Source organism: Micromonospora sp. NPDC048843, assembly GCF_040649965.1.
GTDB lineage: Bacteria > Actinomycetota > Actinomycetes > Mycobacteriales > Micromonosporaceae > Micromonospora > Micromonospora hortensis.
This window is the reverse complement of the sequence record NZ_JBEZGJ010000107.1, coordinates 1-25,346: the sequence shown is the minus strand read 5'-3', so window position 1 is coordinate 25,346 and position 25,346 is coordinate 1. Positions and strand designations below refer to the sequence as shown.

25 protein-coding genes and 1 pseudogene are annotated in these 25,346 nt (G+C 70.7%); 15 read left to right on the top strand and 11 right to left on the bottom strand.

Features of this window, described 5'->3' with window-relative positions; all coding sequences use genetic code 11:
• Positions 1-104: 104 nt before the first annotated feature.
• A complete protein-coding gene (gene ligD / locus AB0C20_RS23320; RefSeq protein WP_357188994.1) occupies positions 105-1,019 on the bottom strand; it encodes a non-homologous end-joining DNA ligase in 915 nt (304 codons plus the stop codon).
• Entirely contained in the window at positions 1,009-1,950 is a 942-nt protein-coding gene (ligD, locus tag AB0C20_RS23315) for a non-homologous end-joining DNA ligase (protein ID WP_357568730.1), read from the bottom strand. Before ligD (AB0C20_RS23315) ends, ligD (AB0C20_RS23320) begins: the two co-directional genes overlap by 11 nt.
• Before the next feature lie 85 nt (positions 1,951-2,035).
• Between ligD (AB0C20_RS23315) and AB0C20_RS23310 the strand changes: the two genes are divergently transcribed.
• The 6 genes from AB0C20_RS23310 (at position 2,036) to AB0C20_RS23285 (ending at position 7,332) form a co-directional block, all read left to right on the top strand.
• Entirely contained in the window at positions 2,036-3,061 is a 1,026-nt protein-coding gene (locus tag AB0C20_RS23310) for a Ku protein (RefSeq protein ID WP_112639968.1), read from the top strand.
• A gap of 73 nt (positions 3,062-3,134) precedes the next feature.
• Complete coding sequence (locus tag AB0C20_RS23305) at positions 3,135-3,773, top strand: DUF4241 domain-containing protein (RefSeq protein WP_266303843.1); 639 nt, start codon at positions 3,135-3,137, stop codon at positions 3,771-3,773.
• Positions 3,774-3,918: 145 nt separating this feature from the next.
• Positions 3,919-4,590, top strand: a complete 672-nt coding sequence (locus AB0C20_RS23300; protein WP_357188982.1) for an FKBP-type peptidyl-prolyl cis-trans isomerase — start codon at positions 3,919-3,921, stop codon at positions 4,588-4,590.
• 189 nt (positions 4,591-4,779) lie between these two features.
• Positions 4,780-5,607: a hypothetical protein gene (locus AB0C20_RS23295; RefSeq protein ID WP_357189179.1), complete on the top strand. Its 828-nt coding sequence runs from the start codon at positions 4,780-4,782 to the stop codon at positions 5,605-5,607.
• Positions 5,608-5,639: 32 nt separating this feature from the next.
• Positions 5,640-6,293, top strand: a complete 654-nt coding sequence (locus tag AB0C20_RS23290; protein ID WP_357188979.1) for an HAD family phosphatase — start codon at positions 5,640-5,642, stop codon at positions 6,291-6,293.
• A 28-nt stretch (positions 6,294-6,321) separates the two neighbouring features.
• Complete coding sequence (locus AB0C20_RS23285) at positions 6,322-7,332, top strand: NADPH:quinone reductase (RefSeq protein WP_357188976.1); 1,011 nt, start codon at positions 6,322-6,324, stop codon at positions 7,330-7,332.
• 183 nt (positions 7,333-7,515) lie between these two features.
• Here the strand turns inward: AB0C20_RS23285 and AB0C20_RS23280 are convergent, their stop codons facing one another.
• Positions 7,516-9,150, bottom strand: a complete 1,635-nt coding sequence (locus tag AB0C20_RS23280; protein ID WP_357189177.1) for a fatty acid--CoA ligase — start codon at positions 9,148-9,150, stop codon at positions 7,516-7,518.
• Positions 9,151-9,221: 71 nt separating this feature from the next.
• On the opposite strand from AB0C20_RS23280, the gene AB0C20_RS23275 reads away from it, so the two are divergent.
• Complete coding sequence (locus AB0C20_RS23275; protein WP_357188973.1) at positions 9,222-9,713, top strand: NUDIX domain-containing protein; 492 nt, start codon at positions 9,222-9,224, stop codon at positions 9,711-9,713.
• A gap of 35 nt (positions 9,714-9,748) precedes the next feature.
• Here AB0C20_RS23275 and AB0C20_RS23270 read toward each other — a convergent pair whose 3' ends face one another.
• Positions 9,749-10,783 carry an aldo/keto reductase gene (locus AB0C20_RS23270; protein WP_112699930.1) on the bottom strand — a complete coding sequence of 345 codons (1,035 nt, stop codon included), beginning with the start codon at positions 10,781-10,783 and terminating at the stop codon, positions 9,749-9,751.
• A gap of 125 nt (positions 10,784-10,908) precedes the next feature.
• On the opposite strand from AB0C20_RS23270, the gene AB0C20_RS23265 reads away from it, so the two are divergent.
• On the top strand, positions 10,909-11,541 hold the full coding sequence (locus tag AB0C20_RS23265; RefSeq protein ID WP_357188968.1) for a TetR/AcrR family transcriptional regulator: 633 nt from the start codon (positions 10,909-10,911) through the stop codon (positions 11,539-11,541).
• 64 nt (positions 11,542-11,605) lie between these two features.
• Here the strand turns inward: AB0C20_RS23265 and AB0C20_RS23260 are convergent, their stop codons facing one another.
• Together AB0C20_RS23260 and AB0C20_RS23255 are read right to left on the bottom strand one after the other, a co-directional pair.
• Positions 11,606-13,282, bottom strand: a complete 1,677-nt coding sequence (locus tag AB0C20_RS23260; protein ID WP_357188965.1) for an MDR family MFS transporter — start codon at positions 13,280-13,282, stop codon at positions 11,606-11,608.
• A gap of 196 nt (positions 13,283-13,478) precedes the next feature.
• On the bottom strand, positions 13,479-14,021 hold the full coding sequence (locus AB0C20_RS23255; protein ID WP_357188962.1) for a type 1 glutamine amidotransferase domain-containing protein: 543 nt from the start codon (positions 14,019-14,021) through the stop codon (positions 13,479-13,481).
• Between the two features lie 154 nt (positions 14,022-14,175).
• On the opposite strand from AB0C20_RS23255, the gene rfaE2 reads away from it, so the two are divergent.
• On the top strand, positions 14,176-16,011 hold the full coding sequence (gene rfaE2, locus AB0C20_RS23250; protein ID WP_357188960.1) for a D-glycero-beta-D-manno-heptose 1-phosphate adenylyltransferase: 1,836 nt from the start codon (positions 14,176-14,178) through the stop codon (positions 16,009-16,011).
• Positions 16,008-16,886 carry a glycosyltransferase gene (locus AB0C20_RS23245; RefSeq protein ID WP_357188958.1) on the top strand — a complete coding sequence of 293 codons (879 nt, stop codon included), beginning with the start codon at positions 16,008-16,010 and terminating at the stop codon, positions 16,884-16,886. The genes rfaE2 and AB0C20_RS23245 overlap by 4 nt, the downstream gene beginning before the upstream one ends.
• A gap of 1 nt (position 16,887) precedes the next feature.
• Here AB0C20_RS23245 and AB0C20_RS23240 read toward each other — a convergent pair whose 3' ends face one another.
• From AB0C20_RS23240 to AB0C20_RS23230, 3 genes are read right to left on the bottom strand one after another with little or no spacing between them, the layout of a single operon-like run.
• Positions 16,888-17,994 (bottom strand): glycosyltransferase family 9 protein, encoded by a 1,107-nt coding sequence (locus AB0C20_RS23240; protein ID WP_357188956.1) that lies wholly within the window; start codon positions 17,992-17,994, stop codon positions 16,888-16,890.
• Between the two features lie 8 nt (positions 17,995-18,002).
• Positions 18,003-18,554, bottom strand: coding sequence for an Hsp20/alpha crystallin family protein (locus tag AB0C20_RS23235; protein ID WP_357188954.1), 552 nt, complete (start codon positions 18,552-18,554; stop codon positions 18,003-18,005).
• Positions 18,554-19,057 carry a DUF2231 domain-containing protein gene (locus AB0C20_RS23230; RefSeq protein WP_210783963.1) on the bottom strand — a complete coding sequence of 168 codons (504 nt, stop codon included), beginning with the start codon at positions 19,055-19,057 and terminating at the stop codon, positions 18,554-18,556. Before AB0C20_RS23230 ends, AB0C20_RS23235 begins: the two co-directional genes overlap by 1 nt.
• A 166-nt stretch (positions 19,058-19,223) precedes the next feature.
• Between AB0C20_RS23230 and AB0C20_RS23225 the strand changes: the two genes are divergently transcribed.
• Together AB0C20_RS23225 and AB0C20_RS23220 are read left to right on the top strand one after the other, a co-directional pair.
• Positions 19,224-19,841 carry a pyridoxamine 5'-phosphate oxidase family protein gene (locus AB0C20_RS23225; RefSeq protein ID WP_357568728.1) on the top strand — a complete coding sequence of 206 codons (618 nt, stop codon included), beginning with the start codon at positions 19,224-19,226 and terminating at the stop codon, positions 19,839-19,841.
• 303 nt (positions 19,842-20,144) lie between these two features.
• Positions 20,145-21,593, top strand: coding sequence for a hypothetical protein (locus AB0C20_RS23220; RefSeq protein ID WP_357188949.1), 1,449 nt, complete (start codon positions 20,145-20,147; stop codon positions 21,591-21,593).
• Between the two features lie 15 nt (positions 21,594-21,608).
• Here the strand turns inward: AB0C20_RS23220 and AB0C20_RS23215 are convergent, their stop codons facing one another.
• Together AB0C20_RS23215 and AB0C20_RS23210 are read right to left on the bottom strand one after the other, a co-directional pair.
• Positions 21,609-22,157, bottom strand: a complete 549-nt coding sequence (locus AB0C20_RS23215; protein ID WP_357568727.1) for a DUF4240 domain-containing protein — start codon at positions 22,155-22,157, stop codon at positions 21,609-21,611.
• A gap of 31 nt (positions 22,158-22,188) precedes the next feature.
• Positions 22,189-22,638 (bottom strand): VOC family protein, encoded by a 450-nt coding sequence (locus tag AB0C20_RS23210; protein WP_357568726.1) that lies wholly within the window; start codon positions 22,636-22,638, stop codon positions 22,189-22,191.
• Between the two features lie 29 nt (positions 22,639-22,667).
• Here AB0C20_RS23210 and AB0C20_RS23205 point away from each other — a divergent pair, with 29 nt between their 5' ends.
• The 3 genes and pseudogenes from AB0C20_RS23205 to AB0C20_RS23195 all read left to right on the top strand — a co-directional run.
• Complete coding sequence (locus AB0C20_RS23205) at positions 22,668-23,312, top strand: class I SAM-dependent methyltransferase (RefSeq protein WP_357188943.1); 645 nt, start codon at positions 22,668-22,670, stop codon at positions 23,310-23,312.
• Positions 23,313-23,396: 84 nt separating this feature from the next.
• Positions 23,397-24,272: a patatin-like phospholipase family protein gene (locus AB0C20_RS23200; protein WP_357568725.1), complete on the top strand. Its 876-nt coding sequence runs from the start codon at positions 23,397-23,399 to the stop codon at positions 24,270-24,272.
• A 684-nt stretch (positions 24,273-24,956) separates the two neighbouring features.
• Positions 24,957-25,346 (top strand): annotated as a pseudogene (locus tag AB0C20_RS23195) (hypothetical protein); the annotation flags it as partial.

Sequence of the window (25,346 nt, the reverse complement as noted above, 5' to 3'; positions counted from 1 at the left end):
CCGCTGTTTCGCGGCCGACGCGAGCCCCTCGATGCGGTCCTAGGGGCGGCAGCGGTGGACGCCGGGCCGCGCTGCTTCGCGTCCGCCGACCGTTGTCGGTCCCGTCAGCGGGTGGGCAGTTCCGGGCCGCCGTCGAGCAGGGGGCCGAGCAGGTCGTCGTACTCCTCGACCCGGGCCAGGACCTCGGCGGCGGTGAACTGGCGGACGGCCGGCTTCCGGCCGCGCGCGCCGGCCTCGACCTCGTCCCAGGTCAGCGGCGTCGACACCGACGGCACCGACTGGGCGCGTAGCGAGTACGGCGCAACAGTGGTCTTCGCCGCGTTGTTCTGGCTCCAGTCGATGAAGACCTTGCCCGGTCGGAGGTTCTTCGCCATCTTCGACACGATCAGCTTCGGGTGGGCCTTCTCCAGCTCCTGGGCGATCCGCCGGGCGTAGTCGGAGACGAGGTCGGACGGCTGGGTGCCGGCGATCGGGCAGCAGAGCTGCATGCCCTTCTTGCCGGACGTCTTCGGGTACGACTCGATGCCGTCGTCGGCGAGGCGGTCGCGCATCAGGACCGCCACCGGGCAACACTCGGCGAGCCCGGCCGGCGGGCCCGGGTCCAGGTCGACGACCATCATGTCCGGGTGCTCGCCCACCTTCCACTGCGGTGTGTGCAGCTCCAAGGCGGCCAGGTTGGCCAGCCAGACCAGTGTGGGCAGGTCGTCGGCGACCACGTAGTCGATGGTCTCCCGGCCCTTCGTCGACCCGGGCGCTGGCAGGTTCTCCACCCGTACCCAGTCCGGGGTCGCGGCCGGCGTGTTCTTCTCGAAGAACGACTTGTCGTCCACCCCGTTGGGGAAGCGGATCCGGGTGACCGGTCGGTCCCGCAGGTGCGGCAGCAGCACCGGGGAGATTCGGGTGTAGTAGTCGATCACCTCACCCTTTGTGAACCCGGCCGCCGGGTAGAGCACCTTGTCCAGGTTGGACAACTCCAGCGCGCGGCCCTCGACGTCCACCCGTAGCCGTTCACCCGGCATCGTCGACCTCCTCGGGAGGCTTGTCCGGGCGCAACCGCAGCACCCGGGGGAAGCGCAGCCGGCCGTCAGGGGTGCGCTGGCCGTACTTCACCTCCACCACCACCTGGGGTGTTACCCAGATGGCGCCCCGCGCATCCTCGCGCGGCATCCCCGGCGCGAACGGTGACACGCCGGAGCGCAGCGGCTCCAGCTCGGCGAGGAGCTGCCGCTCGATGGCCGCGCCGATGCCACCGCCGACCCGACCCCGGTAGATCAGTCGGCCGTCCGGGCCGGGCACCCCGACCAGTAGCCCGCCGATGCGGCGCGCGCCCGGTCGCCAACCACCGATGACGAAGTCGCCGGTCACCTCCAGCTTGACCTTCACCCAGTCCGGCGAACGCACCCCCGGGCGGTAGACGGCCCCGACCCGCTTGGCCATCACCCCTTCCAGGCCGTGCTCCCCGGCCGCCTCGTAGGTAGCCGGCCCGTCGGTGAACATCGGCGGCACCGCCCACCGGAGGCCACCGAGCGCGAGCGCCTCCAGGGCCTCCCGGCGGCGCTCGTACGGCCAGCCGGTCAGGTCGTCGCCGTTCAGCCGGAGCAGGTCGAAGATCATGTACGTCACCGGCATGACCGCTGCCAACCGGGCGGCCTTGGCCCGGTCCCGGACGTGCATCCGTTCGGCAAGCGCTGTGAACGACGGCTGCCCGCCCTGTCCGAGCAGCACCACCTCACCGTCGAGCAGTGCGTCGTCGACCTGCTCGGGCAGGGTGGCCAACTCCGGGTAAGCGGCGGTGATCTCCACGCCGGAACGGGCATACAGGTGCTGACCGCCACCTGAGATGTCGGCCAGGGCGCGGACGCCGTCCCACTTGAACTCGTACGCCCAGCCGTCACCCGCCGGGAGCGGCCCGGTCATCGCGAGCATCGGCTTGAGCGGCGCGCCGGGCACGACCCGACTGTAGTAGCAGCCCGAACACCTCGCGTCCGGTTCTTTCGGATGCGAGCATGGTCGATACCGGGGAAGGGAGCGCAGGATGCGTGCCATCTGGAAGGGAGCCGTGTCGTTCGGGCTCGTCTCGATCGGGGTGAAGCTCTACTCCGCGACCGAGGAGAAGGACATTCGGTTCCACCAGGTGCACCGCGAGGACGGCGGTCGGATCCGCTACAAGCGCACCTGCTCGGTCTGCGGCGAAGAGGTCACCTACGACGACATCGCCAAGGGCTACGACATCGGCGGCGGCGAAATGGTGATCCTCACCGATGAGGACTTCGCCGACCTGCCACTGACCAGCTCCCGTGCCATCGACGTGCTGGAGTTCGTGCCAGCCGAGCAGGTCGACCCGATCCTCTACAACAAGGCGTACTTCCTCGAGCCGGAGGGCGCGGCAACCAAGCCGTACGTGCTGCTGCGCGACGCGCTCATCGACTCTGAGCGGGTGGCCATCGTCAAGGTGGCGCTGCGCCAGCGGGAGCAGCTGGCCACGCTGCGGGTCCGCGAGGGTGTGCTGCTGCTCAACACAATGCTCTGGCCGGACGAGATCCGTACCCCGGACTTCGGTTTTCTCGACGAGGACCTCAAGGTGCGCCCGCCGGAGCTGGCCATGGCCAGTTCACTGATCGACTCGATGACCGGCGAGTTCGAGCCGGACGTCTTCACCGACGACTACCGGGCCGCGTTGCAGGAGGTCATCGACGCCAAGGTGGAGGGTCGGGAGGTCGTCCAGCCGGAGGAGGTCGAGGAGGCCCCGGCCGCGGCGGTGGACCTGATGGCGGCGTTGAAGGCCTCGGTGGAGCGTGCCAAGGCGGCTCGCGGCGAGCAGCCTGCCCGGGGCGGTGGTGGTGGCGAGCCGACGCCCATCTCGTCGGCCCGGTCGGCGCAGAAGGCAGCCGAGAAGAAGGCGGCCAAGGCACCCGCGAAGAAGACCGCGGCGAAGAAGACGGCAGAGAAGAAGGCGGCCGAGCCGGCGAAGAAGACCGCCGCGAAGAAGACCGCCGCGAAGAAGGCGGAGCCGGCCAAGAAGACCGCCGCACGCAAGACCGCACCCCGCAAGAGCGCCTGACCGTACGGCAGCGGCGGCGGTGTCCGCCTCGCCGGGTACGCTCCGCCGGCCGCTGGCGACCGGAGGAGCCCCCATGCCGTACACCCCTGATCTGGACCGGTTACTGACGCCCGGCGCCCGCTTCACCGACCAGCACGGCGGGTACCTGATCGAGGTTCACCCGGTGGGCGACATCGTGTTGCCGACCGGTCGCGTGGTCGGGTGTGACCCGCTGGTCTGCCCGGAGGCGGAGCCGTTCACCGTGACAGTGCCGCCGGGGCGGCATCCCGCCCGCGCCTGGGTGGCTGTGGTGCTCCGGGAGGACGCCGAGGTGGACCGCCGGGTCGCCGCGCTGGAGCTGGTCGTCTCGGCGGAACCGACGATCCGCTGGGAGCCGGCCGTCGCGGGCGACCAGGACGTCGCCACGCTCGGCGCGGACGACTACTTCGGATACGGGGTGGACGCCGGTGTCGGCACCCTCGCCGACCCGACCGCGCTCGCCGTCCTGGAGAGCTGGGACTCCGACCGGGTCGAGGAGGTCTTCATCCCGACCGAGCTGCCGTCGTCCCCGGTCCCGGGGCTGATCACCGCCGTGTTGGACGAGGCCAGCGGCGCCAACGTCGTCACGGTGGCCACCGGTTGGGGCGACGGCTGCTACGGCACCTGGATCGGCCGTACCGCCGACGGACGGATCACGTCGTTCGTGACCGACTTCATGGTCGTCCCGGAATAACCGCCCGGGAAAGCCTCGGAATGTCGCACTGGGCGATCCGAGGCGTCGGCGGCGGGCACGGTAGGCCGCGGTGCGGGTACCGTGTGCGTCGGCTTTCCCCCCGGCACCGGGTGCCGGCCACACTTCGCAGCAGGGAGTCGACGACGTGAGCGAGCGGACGCAGCAGACGGGCCCGGACCAGAGCCCGGCAACCAAGTCGGGGCGCCGCCTGGCCGCCCAGTTGGCGGAGAAGAAGGCCGCCGACGCGAGGCGCAAGCGCAACGCGTGGGCCAGCGGCCTCGCCGCCGTCGCCGTGGTCGGGGTGCTGATCGGCGTCTTCGTGACGATCGGCGGGGGCGACGACAAGCCCAAGAACCAGGCCGATGCGACCCCGTCCGCCTCCGCCCCGGCCCCCGACGAGGCTGGCGCGCCCCCCGCTCCGCAGCTGCCCGAGGGCTCCGACCCGGCGCTGGGCACCAAGCCGACGGTGACGCCGGGCACCGGTGAGCTCAAGAAGCTCACCGTCACCCCGCTGATCAAGGGCAAGGGTCCGGCAGTGCAGAAGGGCCAGAACATCACCACCAACTACGTGGGGGTGTTCTTCAAGGACGGCAAGGAGTTCGACTCCTCCTGGAAGGCCGGGCAGCCGGCCACCTTCCCGATCGGCGTCGGCCAGGTCATCCCCGGCTGGGACCAGGGTCTGGTCGGGGTGACTGTGGGCAGCCGGGTGCAGCTCGACATCCCGGGCGAGCTGGCGTACGGCAACGACGAGGCCGCCGCCGGTGGACGTCCCACCGGTCCGCTGCGCTTCGTTGTGGACGTGCTCGCCGCCCAGTGACCTGTCCACGTCGTCCCGGTTGTCGCCGGGACGCGATGGAGTTGTTCACATGGGGCTTCCGGCCCGTCACCCTGCGGCAGTAGGTTCGGCGTCACCCCGGGCGGTTCGCCGCCCGGGGTGAGCATCCGGAACCGGGACGCGGAGGTGCATGTGACGGCGCTGGACGAGCCTGGGCGGACTGCCCGGTCGATGTGGTCGTACTTCGAGCCGGTGCACACCGTCACCTATCTGCACCCCCGGGCCCGGGCCGCGTACGAGGCGGTAGGGCTGCGCGGCTACTGGCGCGGTTACTTCGCCGGCCGGGCCGCGCCGCTGGGCGCCGCCGAGGCGGCCCCGGTGATCGCCGCCTTCTTCAACTTCGCACCGCCGATGGTGGCTCGCGCGCTGCCGGCGGTGTGGCGGTTGGCCACCCCGCAGGAGGCGCTGCGCGCCCGTTTGACCGGTGCCGTTCAGGCGCTCGCCGAGCTGACCTACGAGCTTCCGGAGTCGCACCTGGTGGAGGCCGCCGACCTGCTGGAGCGGGCCGCCTCGGCGGCGCAGACCGCGGGCCGGGTTCTCGGCGCTGCCAACGCGGCCCTCCCGGCCGGCGAATACCCACTGGCGCGGCTCTGGCAGGCCGCCACCACGCTGCGCGAGCACCGGGGGGACGGGCACGTGGCGGCGCTGGTGGCCGCCGGCCTGGACCCGGTGGAGACGCTGACCGGGCGGGTCGCGCTGGACGGTTCGTCGCCGCAGTACCTGCTGGGCCGAGGCTGGTCCGAGGACCAGTGGCAGGCCGCCCGCGAGCGGCTCATCGAGCGGGGTTGGCTGACCGGGGGCGGCGCGGCCACCGACCACGCCCGGGCCGAGTTCCAGGCCATCGAGGACGCCACCGACCGCGCCGCCGCGCACCCGTGGCAGGCGCTCGGCGTCCACGACACGGACCGGCTCCGGGAGCTGCTGGAGCCCATCGCCCGGTCCGGTCACACACTGCTTCCCGAGGGCAGCCCGCTCGGTCTGCCCGCGTTGCCCGGCTGACCGGGCACCCACCGGTCGGGCAGGATGGGTCCGTGACTGATGCGGTGGTCTTCGACCTGGACGGCGTGATCGTGGATTCCGAGCCGGTGTGGGAGGAGGTCCGCCGGGCGTACGTGGCGGCGCACGGCGGGACGTGGCAACCGGACACGCAACGCCGACTCATGGGGATGAGCACCGGGGAGTGGGCCCACTACCTCAGCGGAGAGCTGGGCGTCGACCGCACCGCCGAGCAGGTCGCCGTCGAGGTGGTCGAGGAGATGACCCGACGCTACCGGGACCACGTACCCCTCATCGACGGCGCCGATCAGGTCGTCCGCCGGCTGGCCGCGCGGTGGCCGCTCGGGTTGGCCAGCTCGTCGCCGACCCGGCTGATCGAGGCGGCGCTGGCGGCGACCGGCCTGACCGACGCGTTCGGCGCGACCCTCTCCACCGAGCAGACCGAGCGGGGCAAGCCCGCACCGGACGTGTACCTGAGCGTGGCGGAGCGTCTCGGCGTCGACCCGACCCGCTGTGCTGCGGTGGAGGACTCGTCCAACGGGGTGCGTTCCGCCGCGGCGGCGGGGATGCGGGTGGTGGCGGTGCCGCACGGCTCGTACCCGCTCGATCCGGACGCCGCCGGGCTGGCGGCGGCGACGCTGAACGCGATCGGTGAGCTGACCCCGGAGTTGGTGGACGAGCTGGGTTGACAGGGGTCGAGCCGGGTAGAGACCACGGATGAAGGCCATCGTGTACGAGCGCAACGGCGACCCTTCGGTGCTCGATCTGGTCGACCGGCCGGTGCCGGAGCCGGGTGCGGGCGAGGTCCTGGTGCGGATGGCGGTCTCCGGGGTGAACCCGACCGACTGGAAGTCCCGCCGCAACGCCCCGCCTAACGGGTGGCAGATCCCCGGGCAGGACGGCGCGGGGGTGGTCGAGGCTGTCGGCGACGGGGTCGACCCCGACCTGATCGGTGAGCGGGTGTGGGTCTGGGAGGCCGCCTGGCAGCGACAGTGGGGCACGACGGCGGAGTACACGCTGGTGCCGGTCCGGCAGGCGGTACGCCTCGGCGCCGCCCCGTTCGAGCTGGGCGCGGCCCTGGGCATCCCGTTCCTCACCGCGCACCGCTGTCTGACCGCCGGCGAGTTCATGCCGGACACGCTGCGGGCCGGCGCGTTGGCGGATCACACGGTGCTGGTGCAGGGCGGCGCGGGCGCTGTCGGCAACGCCGCGATCCAGCTCGCCCGGTGGGCCGACGCCACTGTGATCGCCACTGTGAGCAGCGCGGAGAAGGCACAGCTCGCGGCCTCGGCAGGCGCTTCCTTCGTGATCAACTATCGGGAGCAGGACGTGGTCGAGGAGGTCCGCAAGATCGCCCCCGACGGGGTGCACACGATCGTGGAGGTCTCCCCCGCCCGCAACGCCTCGGTCGACGTACGGGTGCTGCGGCACGGCGGCGCGGTCTGCATGTACGCCGACAACGGCGGGGACGAGGTGAGCATCCCGATCCGGGCGATGATGGCGCCGAACGCCCGCTGGCAGTTCGTGCTGGTCTACACCGAGCCGAAGGCGGCCAAGGCGCAGGGCGTGAAGGACGTGGCGGCGGCGGCGAGCCAGGGTGGCATCCGGGTCGGCGCGGAAGCCGGTCTGCCGCTGCACTACTACCCGCTGGCGGAGGCGGCCGCTGCGCACCAGGCGGTGGAGGACTCGACTGTGGGCAAGGTGCTCATCACGACCAGCGATGCCTGATCGGGTCGCTGACCACCCGATTTCCCCGTCAGCAGGACAGAAGCGAACAACTTTCGCAACAATGACGGTGCGGGTCACCCCGCGTGGAGCGGGCGGCCCCGGCGCGGTGCGAACGCCGGGGCCGCCCCTGGGGAGGGTTTAGGAGTACTCCCGCCCCAACAGGCGACAGTGCCGGGGAAAACGTTACGGGGCTGTCAGCTCCCGGACAGTCAGCTCACCCTCGGCGTACCGCGAACGGACGACCTTCTTGTCGAACTTGCCGACGCTCGTCTTCGGCACCGTGTCGATGAACGCCCAGCGCTCGGGCAACTGCCAGCGCGCCACCGACCCGGCCAGGAAGTCCCGCAACTCCTCGGCGGTCACCGAAGCGCCCTCCCGGACCACAACCGTGGCCAGCGGACGTTCGTCCCACCGCTCGTCCGGGACCCCCACCACGCACGCCTCCAGCACCGCCGGGTGGGCCATCAGCGCGTTCTCCAACTCCACCGACGAGATCCACTCGCCACCGGACTTGATCACGTCCTTGGCACGGTCGGTCAGGTTGATGTACCCGTCCGGTGAGAGGGTGCCCACGTCGCCGGTCCGCAGCCAGCCGTCGCGGAACTTCTCCTCGTCCGGGGCGTCGTCACCGACGTACCGGGCGGTCACCCACGGCCCTCGGACCTCCAACTCGCCCACCGCCGTGCCGTCGGCGGGCATCGGGTCGCCCGACGGGCCGACGATCCGCGCCTGCACGCCCGCCGGCACCCGCCCCTGGGTGTAGCGGTAGCGCCAGGCCTCATCACCGGTCGCACCGGCCGGCGGACGCGAGACCGACCCCAGCGGAGACATCTCGGTCATTCCCCAGGCGTGGATGACGTCGATTCCGTGCCGCTCGTCGAACGCGTGCATCAGCGCCGGCGGGCACGCCGAGCCTCCGACGATGACCTCACCGAGCGAGGACGTGTCCACGTCGTGGGTGTCCAGGTAGGCCAGCAGGTCGGTCCAGATGGTCGGCACCGCGCCGGCCAGTGTGGGCCGCTCGGCGGCGATCATCTCGGCGATCGGCGCGGCCTGGAGGAACCGGTCCGGCATGATCAGCGACGCGCCGGAGAGGAAGGCCGCGTAGGGCAGGCCCCAGGACATGGCGTGAAACATCGGCACGATGGCCAACTCGCGGTCGGTCGGCCCGAGGCCGAAACCCTCCGGCATGCAGACCTGCAACGAGTGCAGATAGATCGACCGGTGCGAGTAGGCCACGCCCTTCGGGTTGCCAGTGGTGCCCGAGGTGTAGCAGAGCGCGGCGGCGTCGCGCTCGTCCACCTCGGGCCAGTCGTACGTGTCGGGCCGGTCGGCGAGCAACGCGTCCCAGTGATGCACCGTGATCCGGTCGCCGGCCGCCGCCACCAGCGGCGCCGGGTCACCACCGCCGACCACCACGACGTGCCGCACAGTGGTCAGCTCACCGATCACCCGGGCCAGCAGCGGGATGAGCGTGCTGTCGACGAGCACCACCCGGTCCTCGGCGTGGTTGGCGATGTAGACGACCTGGTCGGGGAAGAGCCGGATGTTGAGCGTGTGCAGCACAGCGCCCATGCTCGGCACCGCGAAGTAGGCGATCAGGTGCTCGTTGTTGTTCCACATGAAGGTCGCGACCCGCTCGTCGCCGGTCACCCCGCACTCGTCGCGCAGCCCGTGTGCCAGCCGGGCGGCGGCCCGGCCCACCTCGGCGTACGTCATCCGACGGGGTTCGGCGCCCGTCCAGGTGACCACCTCGGCCGTGCCGTGCACCAGTGCACCGTGGTCGAGGATCCGGGAGATCTGCAGAGGGGCGTCCATCATCGTGCTACGCATGGGTAACAAGCTAGTGTCGGCGGTCACACGTTGGGAACCCCCGTAAGTTGTCGCAGGTGAGCATCTCCTGGGCCGACTCGTACGTGGGGCAGTTGCGCGCGCTCGCCGGGGACCGGACGCTGATGTTCGTCGGCGCCCGTGCCGTGGTCAACGACGATGCCGGGCGCATCCTGCTGATCAAACGCTCGGACAACGGCCAGTGGGCCATGCCGGCCGGCGCGATGGAGCTGGGCGAGTCGATCGCCGACTGCGCGGTACGCGAGGTCCGCGAGGAGACCGGGCTGCGCGCGCTGCGGGTCTGCGCGTTCGCCCTCTACACCGGCCCGGACCGGACGAGCACCAACATGTACGGCCACACGTACCAGGTGTTCACGACGGCGTTCAAGGTGGAGGAGTGGGACGGGCAGTTGGCCCGGGTCACCGACGAGACCACCGACGCCGGCTTCTTCCCCCGGGACCGGTTTCCCGCCCCACTCTCCACGTCGGTCATCGAAACCCTTGCCGACCTGGACGTCTTCGAGCAGACGAACCGGCTCATCCTCAAGTAGGGCGGCCCCGGAGCCACCGACCCCGGGGCCGTGCCTCACTGCGGCAGCCGGAGCCCGGCGAAGAACCCTTCCTGGATCCAGTTCGGGTACGCGACGGGCAGCTTGGTGGCCTCGTCCAGCTCGGTGAGGTCCTGCTCGGTCAGTGTGAGATCCGAGGCGGCGATGTTGTCGACCAACTGCTCGTGCTTGCGGGCACCGACGATCACGCTGGTCACTGCCGGTCGGGACAGCAGCCAGGCGACCGCCACCCGGGCCGGGCTCACCTCGTGCCGCTCGGCGACGCCCTTGAGCACGTCGACCACTCCGAAGGCGTGCTCGGGGTCGAACGGGGTGAAGCTGGCGTAACCGGGCTGGGCGCTCCGCGCGCCACTGTCGGCGACGGCACCGTCCCGGCTGACCTTGCCGGAGAGGAAACCACCGGCGAGCGGGCTCCAGACGGTCAGCCCGACACCCTCGTTGAGTGCCATCGGCACCACGTCGCGCTCCACGTCCCGGCCCAGCAGCGAGTAGTACTCCTGCACCGAGACGAACCCGGCCAACTTCTCCCGAGCGGAGATACCCAGCGCCTTGGAGATCTGCCAGGCGGCGAAGTTCGCGGCGCCGATGTAGCGGACCTTGCCCTGCCGGACCGCGTCGTCGAGCGCGCGCAGCATCTCCTCCATGGGAGTGATCTGGTCGAAGTTGTGGATCTGGTACAGGTCGATGTGATCGGTGCCCAGTCGGCGCAGGCTGTCCTCCAGGTTCTGCATGATGTGCAGCCGGGAGGTGCCTACGTCGTTCGGGCCGGGGCCCGTCCGGGAGTGCACCTTCGTCGCCAGTACGACGTCGCGACGCCGCTTGCCGAGCGCCTTGCCGAGCAGCTCCTCGCTCTCGCCGTCGCTGTAGCCGTCGGCGGTGTCGACGAAGTTGACGCCCGCGTCCAGCGCGGTGTCCACCAGCCGCTGCACCTCTGGCAGCGCCAGCCCACCCAGGGTGCCCCAGAGCGGGTGCCCGCTGCCGCCGAAGGTCATCGCGCCGAGCGAGATCTCCGAGACGTACACCCCGGTGGTGCCCAGCAGTCGGTACTTCACGTGTGTTGCTCCTCATGGTGGGTCGGAGGCCGAGGTCAGGCACTCCGTGGTCACTATGTCGGACACTGTGTCCGGCAACGAGCGTACGTCGCCGCCCCGACCCCCGGCCACCTAGGATTCCGGCTATGCCCTCGATCACCCGCCGCCGCCCGCGCAACCCCGACGGACGCGCGGCCGTCGAAGCGCGGGTGCTGGCGGCCACCGAGCGGCTCCTGAAGGAGGGGATCCGCTTCACCGACCTCGGCGTGCAGCGGATCGCCGCCGAGGCCGGCGTGGCGCGGTCGACCTTCTACACCCACTTCCGGGACAAGACCGAACTGCTCATGCGCCTCGCCGGCACCATGCGGGAGAGTTCGTTCGACCGCACCGGCGAATGGGACCCGGGTGGCCCTGGCGACCCGCTCGCTCGGCTCACCGAGGTGTTCGCCGACGTGATCCGGATATACCGGACGTACGCCCCGGTGCTGGCCGCGGTCAGCGAGGTCGCCGCGTACGACGAGGTGGTCCGGGAGTACTGGGCGGCCGGGCTGGAGCGGTTCGTTGCCCGCACAGTCGACGTGCTCCGGATCGAGCAGCAGGCCGGGCGTACCCCCGCCGGCCTGGACGTGACGACGGCCAGCCGGCTGATAGTGGTCGGCGGCGACCGCTTCCTCGCCGACCACGTCAGCACGACCTCGGCCGACCCCGATACCGACGCGGCAGCCGCCCGGGAGTTGGCCGCGACCTGGTGGTACGGCGCCTACCGCCGCCCCGCCTGACCACCCGGGGCTCCGCTGACGCCGACCGCCCCGGAGCGGTCCGGGGCGGTCGGCGTCGAGACGCTCAGATCATCGTCTGGGACTTGGCCTCCATGTCGGCGGCGGCCTCCTCCTTCGACTCGCGGGTCAACGGCTTGCCGCCCGGAGCCGGGGCCTCCCCGCCGAGCGGGTCGGCGCCACCGGTGGCACCCTTCGGGCCGGCACCCCGCAGCTGCGTGTTGGGCAGCGTCAGTGTGACCACCACCGCCACGATCGCGATCAGGCCGGCGGTCAGGAAGACCATGTCCAGCGCGTCGACGAAGGCGCCCTGGATGGCCGCACGCACCGGCCCCGGCAGGGCCAGGATGGTGGCCGGATCGTTGATCGAGATGTTGGCGCCACCACTCGCCGCCACCGCGGCCTGCTCCTGCGGCGGGAGCTGCGCGATCGCGCCGGGCAGCCGGTCGGCGAGCCCGCCGGTCAGCCGGGACGAGAGCACAGTGCCGAGGATCGCCACACCGAACGAACCGCCCAGCGACCGGAAGAACGTCGCCGAGGAGGTGCCGGCACCCAGGTCGCGTACCGAAACCGCGTTCTGTACCGCCAGGATCAGCGACTGCATGCACAGGCCCAGGCCGACGCCGATCACCACCATGTACCCGAACGCCACCCAGAGCGAGGTGGCCACCTCCAACTGGGTGAAGAGGAACATGCCGACCAGGAGCGTCACCGAACCGGCCACCGGGAACCACTTGTAGCGGCCGATCCGGGTCATCGCGCGGCCGGTCAGGATCGAGGTGATGATGATGCCGGCCATCATCGGCAGCATCAGCAGACCGCTGCGTGTCGGCGAGGCACCCTTCACGATCTGCAGGTACAGCGGGATGAAGATGATCGAACCGAACATCACCAGACCGATGATGAGCAGGGCGGAGTTGGCCAACGCGAAGGTGGCGTTCCGGAACAGCCGCAGCGGCAGGATCGGCTCGGCCACCCGGGCCTCCTGGAGGACGAAGAGCACCCCCAGCACCACGCCGGCCACGAAGAGCCCGATGATCACGCCGGAGCCCCAGGCGTACTCGTTGCCGCCCCAGCTCAGCGCGAGCAGCAGCGAACTCACCCCGGCCACCAGCAGGCCGGCGCCGAGCCAGTCGATCGAGTGGTCCCGACGTTCGAACGGGATCAACCGCATCACGTGGTAGCAGACGACGATGGCCAGGATCGCCAGCGGCACGTTGATGTAGAAGATCCACCGCCAGTCGGTCTCCGCGAAGTAACCACCCACCAGCGGCCCGGCGACCGACGAGATCCCGAAGACCGCGCCGAACAGGCCCTGGTACCGACCACGCTCCCGGGGTGACACCACGTCCGAGATGATGGTGAACGCGAGCGTCAGCAGACCACCGGCGCCCAGACCCTGGATACCCCGGGTGACGATCAGCTGGGTCATGTTCTGCGACAGCCCGGCCAGCAACGACCCGAGCAGGAACGTGCCGATCGAGAAGAGGAAGACCGGCCGACGCCCGTACAGGTCGGCCATCTTGCCGTAGAGCGGCGTCGACGCGGTCGAGGCGAGCAGGTACGCGGTGACCACCCAGGAGTAGTGGTTGATCCCGCCCAGCTCGCCCACGATGGTCGGCAGCGCCGTACCGACGATGGTCTGGTCGAGTGCGGCCAGCAGCATGCCGGTCATCAGGCCCAACATGAGCAACCGGATCTGCCGACGGTTCAGCACCGGCGCGTCTGAGGCTTCGGTGGTCATGTGGCCTTCTATCCCGCCACCCGCAGAACATGCGCCGAACCACCAAAAAACCAACCCCGTACCGCACCCGCTCCGCCAGCGTTCCCGCGCTCCCGCCTCCTGGCGTTGATCAAGAGGTTTGCGTCAGGAACGCCGTGCGTCATGACGCAAACCTCTTGATCACCGGGGCAAGGGCCCCGGGGGAGGGTGGCTGGGGTCAGGGGGTGGTGAAGGTTGTGGTTATCGCTGCGCAGAAGGCGGGGAGGTCGTCGGGTTTACGGCTGCTGGTCAGGTTGCCGTCGGTGACGCACTCCTCGTCCACCCAGGTGGCCCCGGCGTTGGTCAGGTCGGTACGCAGTGTCGGCCAGGAGGTGATCCGCCGGCCGCGCACCACGTCCGCCTCGATCAGCGTCCACGGGCCGTGACAGATCACCCCGACGGGCTTGCCCGCGTCGAAGAACGCCTTCACGAACCGCACCGCGTCCGGGTCGCCCCGCAGGAAGTCCGGGTTCGCCACCCCTCCGGGCAGCACCAACGCGTCGTAGCCGGCGGCGTCGGCCTTGTCGACTGTCACGTCCACGTCGTACGTCCTGGAGTGGTCCAGGTGGTTGAAGGACTGGATGGAGCCGGGCTTCAGCGAGACCAGCTCGGCCGTCGCGCCGGCGGTCTCCACCGCCTCGCGTGGCTGGACGTACTCGACCTCCTCGACGCCGTCGGCGGCCAGGAAGGCGATCCGCTTGCCCTGCAATGTCGCTGCCATCTCGGTACATCTCCTTTCCGGGGTACCTCAATTCCCTTCCCGACACCGAACGTCCGAAACGGCCCATCCGGGCACGGAGGGCATGCCGGTGACGTAGCCACAGGTCAGACACCGCGCAGGTTTGTCCGCCAGGCCGCTGGGGACCCGGGGAGGCATGGCAGGAGCAGCAGCGGAGCAGCGCCGGTTCGCCACCGTCGTGGAGAGCTGGCTCGGACGCCCAGTCCTGATCGTTGGCGACGCCATGTTGGACGAATGGCGGTTCGCCGACTCCGACCGGCTCTGCCGGGAGGCGCCCGCCCCGGTCCTGACCCTGCGTCGGCGGATCTCCGCCGCCGGTGGGGCCGCGAACACCGCCGTCAACGTCGCCGCCCTCGGCGGCCGGGCTGTGTTGGTGGCACCGGTTGGTGCCGACGTCGCCGGGGACGAACTGCACGACTGCCTGGACCGCGCGAGCGTCTGGGACCGCACCGTCAACCAGCCCGGGCGACCCACACCGGTCAAGCGGCGGATGTTGGCCGGCAACCAGATCCTGCTGCGTGAGGACTCCGGCGACCCGGAGGACGCCCTGGACCACGACGGGGTGAGCCGGCTGCTCACCGCCCTGAGCTGCGCCACCGAAGAGTTGCGCGCCGCCGCCGGTGGGGAGGCCCCGACCCTGGTGGTCTGCGACTACGGCCTGGGCGCGCTGCCCGCGCCGGTCCGCGCGTGGCTGGTCGAGAACCGCCAGCGGTACGCCACAGTCGCGCTGGACGCCCACGACCTGGCCGACTGGCGGGGCCTCGCGCCGACAGTGGTCACCCCCAGCTTCGCCGAGGCGACCCGACTGTTGGCCCGCGCGGGCGGTACGACCCGACCGACCGGCGGGACCGAACTGCACCTGGAACACCCGGACGGCGAACCCGTCGACGGACCGTCCGAGATGACAGCTGGCGCGGCCCCGGGGGCGGTACGCGCCGAGGACACCGCCGTCGAATTGACCCGGGCCGACCGCCCCGGGCCGGTCGGCGAGCCCACCCCGGGCGAGGGACGGGTCGCCCTCACCGGTGACGGGCTCAGCGTCACCGGCACCGGCGTCACGGTGAACACCCGGGCCGGAGAGGGCGTCGACCGTGCCGTCCTGGCCAAGTCGCGGCTGGCCGAACTGCGTGCGCACACCGGTGCCGACGTGGTCGCGGTGACCCTGGACACCGAGGGCGCCGTGGTCGGCGGCGCCGACGGGGAGCCACGACGCAGCCACAGCACTCCGGTGCCGGCGAGCCACGCCGTGGGTGCCGGCGACGCGTACCTGGCGGCGATGACGTTGGCCCTGGCCGCCGACGCGCCCCTGCCCACCGCCGCCCAACTTGCCCAACTCGCGGCCACCATCACCGTGTCGGACACCGGCACCTGCGTGTGCCGACGGGACGACCTGCTCGCCGCGTTGGACCAGCCGACCGACACCACGAGCCACCCCGCGCTGGTCGGCGGCGACGAGTTGGACGCGATCGTCGCCGAGTACCGCGAGGCGGGACGGTCGGTGGTCTTCACCAACGGCTGCTTCGACGTGCTGCATCGCGGGCATGTGCGCTACCTGGAGCAGGCCCGCGCGTTGGGTGACCTGCTCATCGTGGCGGTCAACTCGGATGGCAGCGTACGACGGCTGAAGGGCCCGGACCGGCCGGTCAACCCGGTCGAGGACCGAGGGGCCCTGCTCGCCGCGCTCGCCTGCGTGGACCACGTGGTGGTCTTCGAGGAGGACTCACCGGCCGCGCTGATCGAGGCGGTGCGACCGGACGTGTACGTCAAGGGCGGCGACTATCCGCCGGAGCTGGTGCCGGAGGCGCCGCTGGTGCGCCGGCTGGGCGGCCAGGTGCGCACCCTGGGGTACGTGCCGGACCGGTCCACCTCCGCGATCATCGAGCGGATCCGGTCCCACAGCCAGGACCCTTCGCCACACATCGACGACCGGGAACCGGACCCGTCGCTGCCCACCCGCACCCAGGCGTCGTGAACCGCCCCCTCGACCTCGGCACCCCGGAGGAGTTCCGCGCCGACCGGCTGGTGGACGTGCTGATTCCGACCCGGAACCGGCCCGCCGAGCTGGCCGTCACCCTGGGCGGGCTCGCCGCCCAGGACGGGGTACCCGGCTTCGGCGTGGTCGTCAGCGACCAGTCGGACGGGGAACCGGCGTACACGCACCCGGCCGCGGCCACAATGGTCCGGGCGCTGCGCCACAGGGGCCACCCGGTGCTGCTGACCCGCCGGCTGCCCCGACGAGGGTTGGCCGAACACCGGGCGTACCTGCTCGCCGCCTCGGCTGCCCGGTACGTCCTCAGCCTCGACGACGACATCTGGCTGGAACCGGGCGCGCTGCACCGACTGGTCACCGCGATCGGTGAGCTGGGCTGCGGGTTCGTCGGCAACGGAGTGCACGGGCTCTCGTACACCGATGACGTGCGGCCGGAATCGCACTGTCACTACGAGGAGTGGGCCGGGCCGCCCACACCGGAGCGGATCCGACCCGACACTCCGGAGTGGAACCGGGCCCGAATCCACTCGGCCGCGAACCTGCTGCACATCACCGAGCAGTTGGCGCTGCCTCCGGGCGCGTGGCGGGCGTACAAGGTCTCCTGGATCGGCGGGTGCGTGCTCTACGACCGGGCCAAGCTCGTCGACGCCGGCGGCTTCGACTTCTGGCGTCGGGTGCAGGAGAAGCACCAGGGCGAGGACGTGGCTGCGCAGCTCGCCGTGTTGTCCCGCCACGGCGGCGCGGGCATCCTGCCCAGCGGCGCGTACCACCTGGAGTCCCCCACCACTGTCACCGACCGGGACGTGGAGGCGTGGGAGGTAGTCCTCGCCGAGGAGGACACCCCGCAGCCGGCCTGAACTACCGGGTGAGCAACTCCCGGGCGGCTTCCAGCACCTCGATCACCGGTACGTCGGTCACGAACGAGTCCCGATGCGGGCAGTCGCCGTCGCCGGGCCGGTGCGGATAGATGCCCGGTGTGCAGTCGACCCCGCAGACCGGGCAGTGCACAGTCCACGAGCTGATCGGCCGATGCCGGGCCCGCAGCGGGCTGGCCCCGTTGATCAGGTTTCCGACCCAGAAGATGCCCACGGTGGGCGTGCCCACCGCGGCGGCCAGGTGCAGCGGGCCGGTGTCGTTCGAGACGACCAACGCGCAGTCGGCGTAGCAGCCGACCAGCCCGCCCAGGCTGAGCGTGCCCACCTGTGGGCGCACCGGCACCTGCGCCGCGGCGACGACCCGGTCCACCACCTCCTGCTCGGAGGGCGTTCCGGTGACCAGCACCTCGTAGCCGTCCTCGTGCAGCGCCCGGGCCACCTCGGCGAAGCGCTCGGCGGGCCAGCGGCGGCGGGTGTCGGTGGCACCCGGATGCAACGCCACCCGGGGACGGCTTGCCGGGCCGAGCACCCGGGCGGCCTCGGCCCGGTCGGCGTCGGTCACCGCCAACGTCGGCGTGATGGTGATGGCCGGCGCTCCCGCCAGCGCCACCACCTCCAGGTAGCGGATCACCTCATGCTGGTAGTAGACGTAGCGCAGCCACCGGTCCAGCGGCGGCGCGTCGTCGGCGCGCAGGCCCACCGTCAACCGGGCACCGAGCCGACTGATCAACGGGTTGGAGTTCGCACCCCCGCCGTGGATCTGCACCGCCAGGTCGAACTCCGCACCGGCGGCAGCGGCCACGAAGTCGTCGATCGACGACTCTGGCTCGCCCGGCTCCGGCGTACGGATGCCGGCAGCCGGCGGCACCACCAGTACCCGGTCCACCGGGCCGGGCCGGTCGCGCCAGAGCTTCGCGTGCCACGGCGCCCCGAGCAGCACGATCTCCGCCGAGGGGTACGCGCTCCGCAGCGCGTCCAGCGCGGGCAGGGCGAAGATGAAGTCACCGAGCGCGTTGGCGCGCAGCACGGCGATCCGCCGCACGTCGGGAAGGCGCTCGGCGGTCGGGCCGAGCACGGACGAGGTGACCATCCGGCCCGCTACGGCCGGTCGATCTCGCCGGCGGTGTCCGGGCGGTGCAACTCCCGGTCCGCTGCGGGATCGGCCGGCATCGACGTACCAGTGGAAAGGTCGCCGGAGCGCGGCCCGGTGCGGCCGACGGTGATGGTGCGCGGCGCGGGCCGGGTCGCCCGCGGCAGCCGAACCCGGAGCAGGCCGTGGTCCATCACCGCGTCGATGGTGTCCGGGTCGACCCGCGCCGGCAGGTTGACCCGGTATTCGAAGCCGCGCGTCTCGAAGCCTCCGGGGATGCCGTGGTCGGCGTTGACCTCCGCCTCCGAGCGGGCCCGCACGCACAACTCGCGGTCGTCCAACTCGACGGCCACCTCCTCCGGCGCCACTCCGGGCAACCGGACGACGACCTCCCAGCCGTCCGAGGTCTCGGTCAACTCGACGTCGGACGCCCCGCCGCGACCACCGACCAGGCGACTCAACTCGGAGCGCAGCGACTGCAACTCCCCCATCGGGTCCCAGCCCTGCTGCCGGCCGCCGCGCCACCCCCGGCCGAAGCCGCCAAACTGCTGCTCGCTCATCACACCTCTCCGATCCGCTGGGTGGCCGTCGGCGGCCGTAGTGAGCTGGGCGCATCCAGGCCGGCGTCACTGTCGACGCCCACACCGAGCCGGTCGACCAGCTCACCACCGAGCCAGGCGCTGATGCCGAGAATCGCCAGCGCGACCACCTCGATGGCGACCAGTGCCCCGCCGGCGGCCCGGGAATCAGCATTGAGCCGCACCGCCCACACGGCGGCGAAGAGCAGGATCACCGCGACGTTGGCGCCCGCGTGCAGCAGACCCACCCGCTTCGCGCGGGTGCCGGTCGGGATCGCCAGCAGGTCGAACGTGCCGGCCGCCGCGGCGAGCAGGCCGCCGATCAGGCCGACGGTGATGTTCCAGTACGCGACCTCGCCGAGGAAGTCGGGACCGCCGACGGTGTCCACCACGTCGAACAGCACAGCCGTGGCCAGCAGCGCGACCGGGAACATCACCAGCATCGGATGGACTGGGTGACCCAGCACCTTGAGTCGGCTCTCCATCTCCCGGCCTCCACTGGTCGGCGTCCTGCGGAACGGTCTCGTGCGGCGAGCGCGTCGGGTGAGGCCGTACCCCCGGCGACCAGGCACAAACCTCGCGCTGGTCACGGCGGCCTAGGCTGACGACGGTGGTGCCCGCCACCGGGTCAACGGCTGAGGGAGGACCAACGTGACGGTGGAGATCACCTCGCACGAGGAGTTGCGCGCGCTTCTCGGCGTGCCGAACGCGCGGGCCGCCACCAAGGAACGCACGCGGCTGCACGAGCGGGACCGCGAGTGGCTCGGTGCCTCGCCGTTCTGTCTGATGGCCACGGCCGGCGCGGACGGCAGCTGCGACGTCTCGCCCAAGGGCGACCCGGCCGGGTTCGCCCTGGTGCTGGACGACACGACCATCGCGCTGCCCGAGCGGCCCGGCAACAAGCGGGCCGACGGCTACCGCAACATCCTCGACAACCCGCACATCGGGTTGCTCTTCCTGATCCCCGGACGGACCGACACGCTGCGGATCAACGGGCGGGCCCGCCTGGTCAGCGACGCGCCCTGGTTCGACGACATGGTGGTCAAGGGGCACCGGCCGGTGCTCGCCGTGGTGGTGGAGATCGAGCAGATCTTCTACCACTGCGCGAAGGCGTTCCTGCGGTCCGCGCTGTGGCGGCCGGAGACCTGGCAGCCCGAGGCACTGCCGTCCCGGGCACGCCTTATCAAGGAGGTCGAGGCACCGACGGAGAGCCTCGAAGACCTGGAACGGCACTACGGCCCGGCGTACGCCACGAAGATCTACGTCTGATCCCGCTGTACGACCGGAAGGGCTCGATTGTCACGGCGTTGGCTGGAGTACCCACTTGATCGTGCTTGAGAAGGCGTAACGCTCCGCCCGCCCACTTATGGTGCGGTGAGCCGGCAGCGCCGCGGCCGCGGCGATGTCGTCGCGAGCGACATGTCCGTTGAATGACACTCACCGATGACGCTCGCATGCCTACGCTGGACCCCCACGGGAGGGGGTCCAATGAGGACGAACTGGCCTGGGTCGCACCCCGTCATCCGCAGGGCCGGCCGCTTCTGGGTCGCTCGTGCCTCAGCCTGGCAGCTGGTGACGGTGCTGGTCCTTTTCGTCGCGACCGTCTCGGCGGCCTTCACCGTTGCCGCGATGCTCACCGCCGGCCCCGAGCCGACCGACCGTGGCGGACCGAAAGGTTTCCCGCAGACCTGGCTGGCGACCGCTCGGTCGCTCCTCGGTGCGGAGGACTTTCCCCGGCAGAACGGGAACACCTGGCACGAATTCCTCGCCACACTGGCGAGCCTTCTCGGCGCGGTCACCCCGGCCGCGATCATCGGCATCGTCATGATCCGGATCTTCGCCACCGAATTCTTCACCTGGCGGTCCAAGGGAAGTCTGTCCAGCCTCGCCGAGCTGCGCTCGGACACCGCCGGGCCGGTGCAGGTCAGCACGGACGGGATCATCGCGATCCGTTTCTACAAGAAGATCCACGGCGTCGCGCTGAGCGACATCCGGGCACGGGCCTACCTGGCCTTCCGTTCCACGTCGCTCATCGACGGCAGCACCTTCTTCAAACGCGAGCAGCTCCAGGTGCTCAGCCCGGAGGCCACCGAGGTGGAGGAACGGGTGTGGCCTCGGGTCGACTCGTGCATGCCGCTGACCCTCTGGATCCCACTCAAGGCGCCTCTGCGCGACGGGCGGGCGACGAGTGTGCAGGGCCGGCAGCTCGACAGCCGCACCTACCACATCTTCGTGGTGGTGGAAGCCAGGGTCGCCGGGTTGAACATCAGCGTCCACGACCAGCACAGCTATGCGCTGGGCAAGGATTTCCACGAGGGTAGGGCGGTGCCGATCGAACCGGACCTGACCCGACGGCCTCGCGACTGGCGCGGCTGGGATCGCTTCGACGAGCCGGCGACGTACGGGATCTTCGCGTACGGCTCACTGGTCGCGCCCGAAACGGTCAGCGACCTGCTCGGTCGGCCCGCTCGGGAGGGCGTCGACTACTGCCGGGCCACCCTGAACGGCTGGCGCCGGACGTGGAGTGTCTGCACCGACAACACCGGACCGGGCCGTATCCGCTACCAGGACCTGGCGAGCGGCGACGAACCCGAAATCCAGGTGCTGTTCCTCAATGCCGAGCCGGACGCGGCTGCGCCGGCAGCCCTCGACGGAATCCTGATCCTGGTACGGGGAGAGCAACTCATCGAACTGGACAAACGTGAGGGCAACTACCACCGCACGGTGCTCACCACCGGGCTTTCGGTGCCGGCCGACACCGTGGTGCCCGACGTCGTGTGGATCTACACCGGGCGGCAGGAACAGGTGGACCGGGCACGCCAGGGCATCGTGATGGGCACCGCGCGGATCCGGCAGGAGTATCTGGACAGCGTCTGCAAAGCACACGCGCGGCACAAGGGCCTGCTGGAGAACCTGGAGCGGTATACCAGCGCTCCGCCGGGTGTCTCGGTGGTCAGCCTCCGCCGGATCGAATTGCCGGCGACGGAAGCAGCCCCACCCCAGCAGCGCAAACCGGGCTGAGGCGGATGGCAACGTTCAGGCGGACCAGCCGACCCGATTGCCGAACGACTCCCGGGAGATCCCGGAGCCGGTCTCCGGCCACGAACCGAACCGGTCGTTGTGCAGGTGCGCGAAGAAGTAGCACATGCCTTCGCAGTCGGCGTCCAGCAGCGCCATCGCGGGGTCGGCGAGGACCGCCTCGTAGTACGACCGCCCCAGGGCCACGATGAAACCTCGGGCGTAGAGGAAGCCGTCGTCCGACCCGTCGGTCACCTCGTGGATGTCCTCCCGATCGATGTCGTACAGCTTGCGCTCCACCACCCGGTCGAGATCCGTCAACTCCTGCCCGGTCAGCTCGGCGGTCAGTTGCCCGAGGTGGTCCAGGAAGGCATCAAGCCAGGCTTCGATCGCGTAGGGCGGGCCGTCATCGCCGTCGTCGCCGGCGGGGTCGCGCTCGACGAGGGCCTGCCGCAGCGCCAAGGGCTCGGCGCCCAACTCGGCCCAGGCCGCCTCGATGAGCGCCCACAGCCGGGCCTCGTCAGCGGGGGTGGGCAGCGTCCCGGGGACATCGGTGGTTACGGTCACCGCCGGACCATAACCAGCACCACCGACGGATTCAGGACTCCGAATCAGCGGACACCATCCACAAGTGGCCGTCCGGGTCTGCGAAGACACCCGCGTACGCCCAGGGTTGGTCTGCCGCCTCGGTGATGACCTCGGCGCCGGCAGCGCGCGCCCGCTCGACGAGCGCATCCACTTCGGTCGGCGAAGCGATACCAAGATTGAACAGGCACTCGCTCTGGCCCCTCGGGGCGACCTCGTGCCGGCCGATCACCCAACCGAAGCCACCGGTCGGGATGAGCATCAGCCGCAGCCCGTCGTTGATGACGAACTGCAACGGTTCCGGGATGCCGTCGTCGGCCAACTCACCCACCGCGTCGAGGCCGAGTCCGTCGCGATAGAAGCGGTAGGAGGTGGCCCGGTCGGCGATGGGCAAACTCACGATCACCGGCGCAAAAGTCATGGGTGGACGCCTCCAAACTGTCGGTCCGGCACGGTCAGGCATCAGTGTGTCGCTGAATTAGCGTTGGACTCGTGACCGTAGACGATTGGTTGACAGCGACTCGCACCTCCTACGACACGGTCGCGGTCAGCTACGCGCACCTGGTACGTGACCTCCTGGCGGAGGCACCGTACGAACGAGCCGCCCTCGCATCGTTCGCCGAACTCGTACAGGGTGCCGGCGGCGGGCCGGTCGCGGACGTGGGCTGCGGCACGGGTCGAATCACCGCCTACCTGCACACGCTCGGCGTCGACGCCTTCGGGATCGATCTCTCGCCCGGAATGATCGACGTGGCCCGCCGTGACCACCCGGAGCTGAGGTTCGAGGTCGGCTCGATGACCGACCTCGAACTGGCCGACGGCTCGGTCGCCGGACTGGTCGCCTGGTACTCCCTCATCCACATCCCCGACGACGAGGTCGGCGTCGTGTTGGCCCACTTCCGGCGGGTGGTGCGCCCCGGTGGCCCGCTGCTGCTCGGCTTCCACGTGGGCGACGGAACGACAGTCAAGACCGAGGGCTACGGCGGGCACCCGATGAACGTGCGCGTCCATCGTCGGCAACCAACCCAGGTGGCGGCTTGGCTACGCAAGAGCGGCTTCACTGTCGACTCGCAGACGACAGTCGCCTCGGCGGAGAGCCGGCTCGGCGGCATCCTCGTCGGACGACGGGAGCCCTGATCGCCCGTTGTCAATTCTTCCTCGTCATAGTCAGCCTAAATTGCGTACAGTGTTAGCAGTATTCGACGTCGAATGAGGCGACTGATGACGGACGACGTGCGGCCCGTCTGGGTGCTCGGTGGTGGTGGAGTGGCTGGCATCGCCTGGGAGGTCGGCATCCTCACCGGGCTCGCGGACGAGGGAGTGACGGTGGCTCCCTCGACTGTCGTCATCGGCACCAGCTCCGGTGCCGTTGTCGGCGCCCAACTCGGCAGCGGCACCCCCCTCGCGGAACTCTTCGAGCGCCAGCGCGGCGGCGTCGCCCACGAAACCTCACCCGCACTGGGCCCTCTCCACCTGCTTCGGCTCGCGCGGGCACAACTGTTCGCGCGCAGCCCCGAGCAGGCCGCTCGCCGCCTCGGCCGACTCGCCCTCGGCGCACGCATCGACGACCCGTCCCGGCAGCGCCGGATTGCCGAAGCCCGCCTGCCCAACCACTCCTGGCCGAACGACATGGACCTTCGCATCGTGGTCGTCGACACCGAGACCGGCGCCAGCCGCACCATCACCCGGCACGACGGCGTCCCCCTGGTGGACGCCGTCGCCGCGAGCTGCGCCATGCCGATCTCCGCGGCCCCGGTCAGCATCGGCGACCGCCGCTACATGGACGGCGGCATGCGGTCGACAGTCAACCTCGACCTCGCCCCCGGAAGCGGCCCCGTCATCGCCCTCGCGCCGAGCACCGCCGCGATCGGACCCTGGGCACGCATCGACAAGCAGGGAGCCGCGCTGGGAACCGGTCGCCGGGTGGAGTTGCTGCTCCGGGACCCGGCCTCCAAACGAGCGCAGGGGACCAGCGTGATGGACCGATCCGTCGTGCCCGCACTCGTGGCCGCAGCCCGCGATCAGGGCCGACGCGAGGCGTCCCGGGTGGCCGCCGCACTCGCGGAGACAATGCCAGGGCGAGAAGCACGAGGCTGACACCCCCCAGGCCTCCGCGTGCCGTCCTCCGTACCGGCCGGCGCGGTGGCGGTTTTCCGCACGGACGCCGCCGCCTACCGCAGTCCAACCCAAGGCCCCGACAAACCTTCGGGTCGTGGCGGTCATTCACCGTCGAACGTGACAAGTCTTTGGATCAGCGGTCCACAACGCGATGGCCAGGCTTTATGCCCTCTATCGCAAATAAGTTCCGCCTTCTCCTAAATGCACCCAGATCCCACCAAAACCCCTCTCGACCGATCAATCAGTCGAATACGCTACGACTCGCCCATTGAACGACGCCAGGTGACTAGCAGGTAGCCCTGGGTGCATCGGGTGGCTCTGGAGGGGTCATGAGTAACAACCGACGGCTGCGACGCAGCCGGAACCATGGCCGGGCCGCTTCAGGGCTCAGCTCCGCCCTACTGGTGGTCGGGATGACCGGTGGGCCCGTAGCCGCAGCGCAGCCGGTGGAAACGAAGCCGTCCGCACAGGACGCACACATCGGTACGCCCGGTCCACTGGGCCAGCACGGCGGGTTCTGGTCAACTGTCGGCCAAGACGGCGACGGACCCGGCGATTCGTGGGACCAGTACCCCGATGGGCAGACGGACTACGGTCCGCAGGGCTGGCAGAGCCCCTGGGGTGGCCACGACAAGGACAAGGACGACTACCCGTACGACAAGCATGGCGCTCAAGGCCCCCAGGGTGCCCAGGGCGACGCAGGCGCTCAAGGTGCTACCGGAGCCCAAGGTGCACAGGGCGACGCGGGCGCGCAGGGCTTCCAAGGCACTACCGGCGCTCAGGGCGATGCAGGCGCTCAAGGCGCTACCGGCGCTCAGGGCGACGCGGGCGCTCAAGGCACTACCGGCGCTCAGGGCGACGCGGGCGCTCAAGGCGCTACCGGCGCTCAGGGCGACGCAGGAGCCCAAGGCGCGACCGGCGCTCAGGGCGACGCAGGAGCTCAAGGCGCGACCGGCGCTCAGGGCGACGCAGGAGCCCAAGGCGCGACCGGCGCTCAGGGCGACGCAGGAGCCCAAGGCGCGACCGGCCAACAACAGCACCGCACTCACCGGC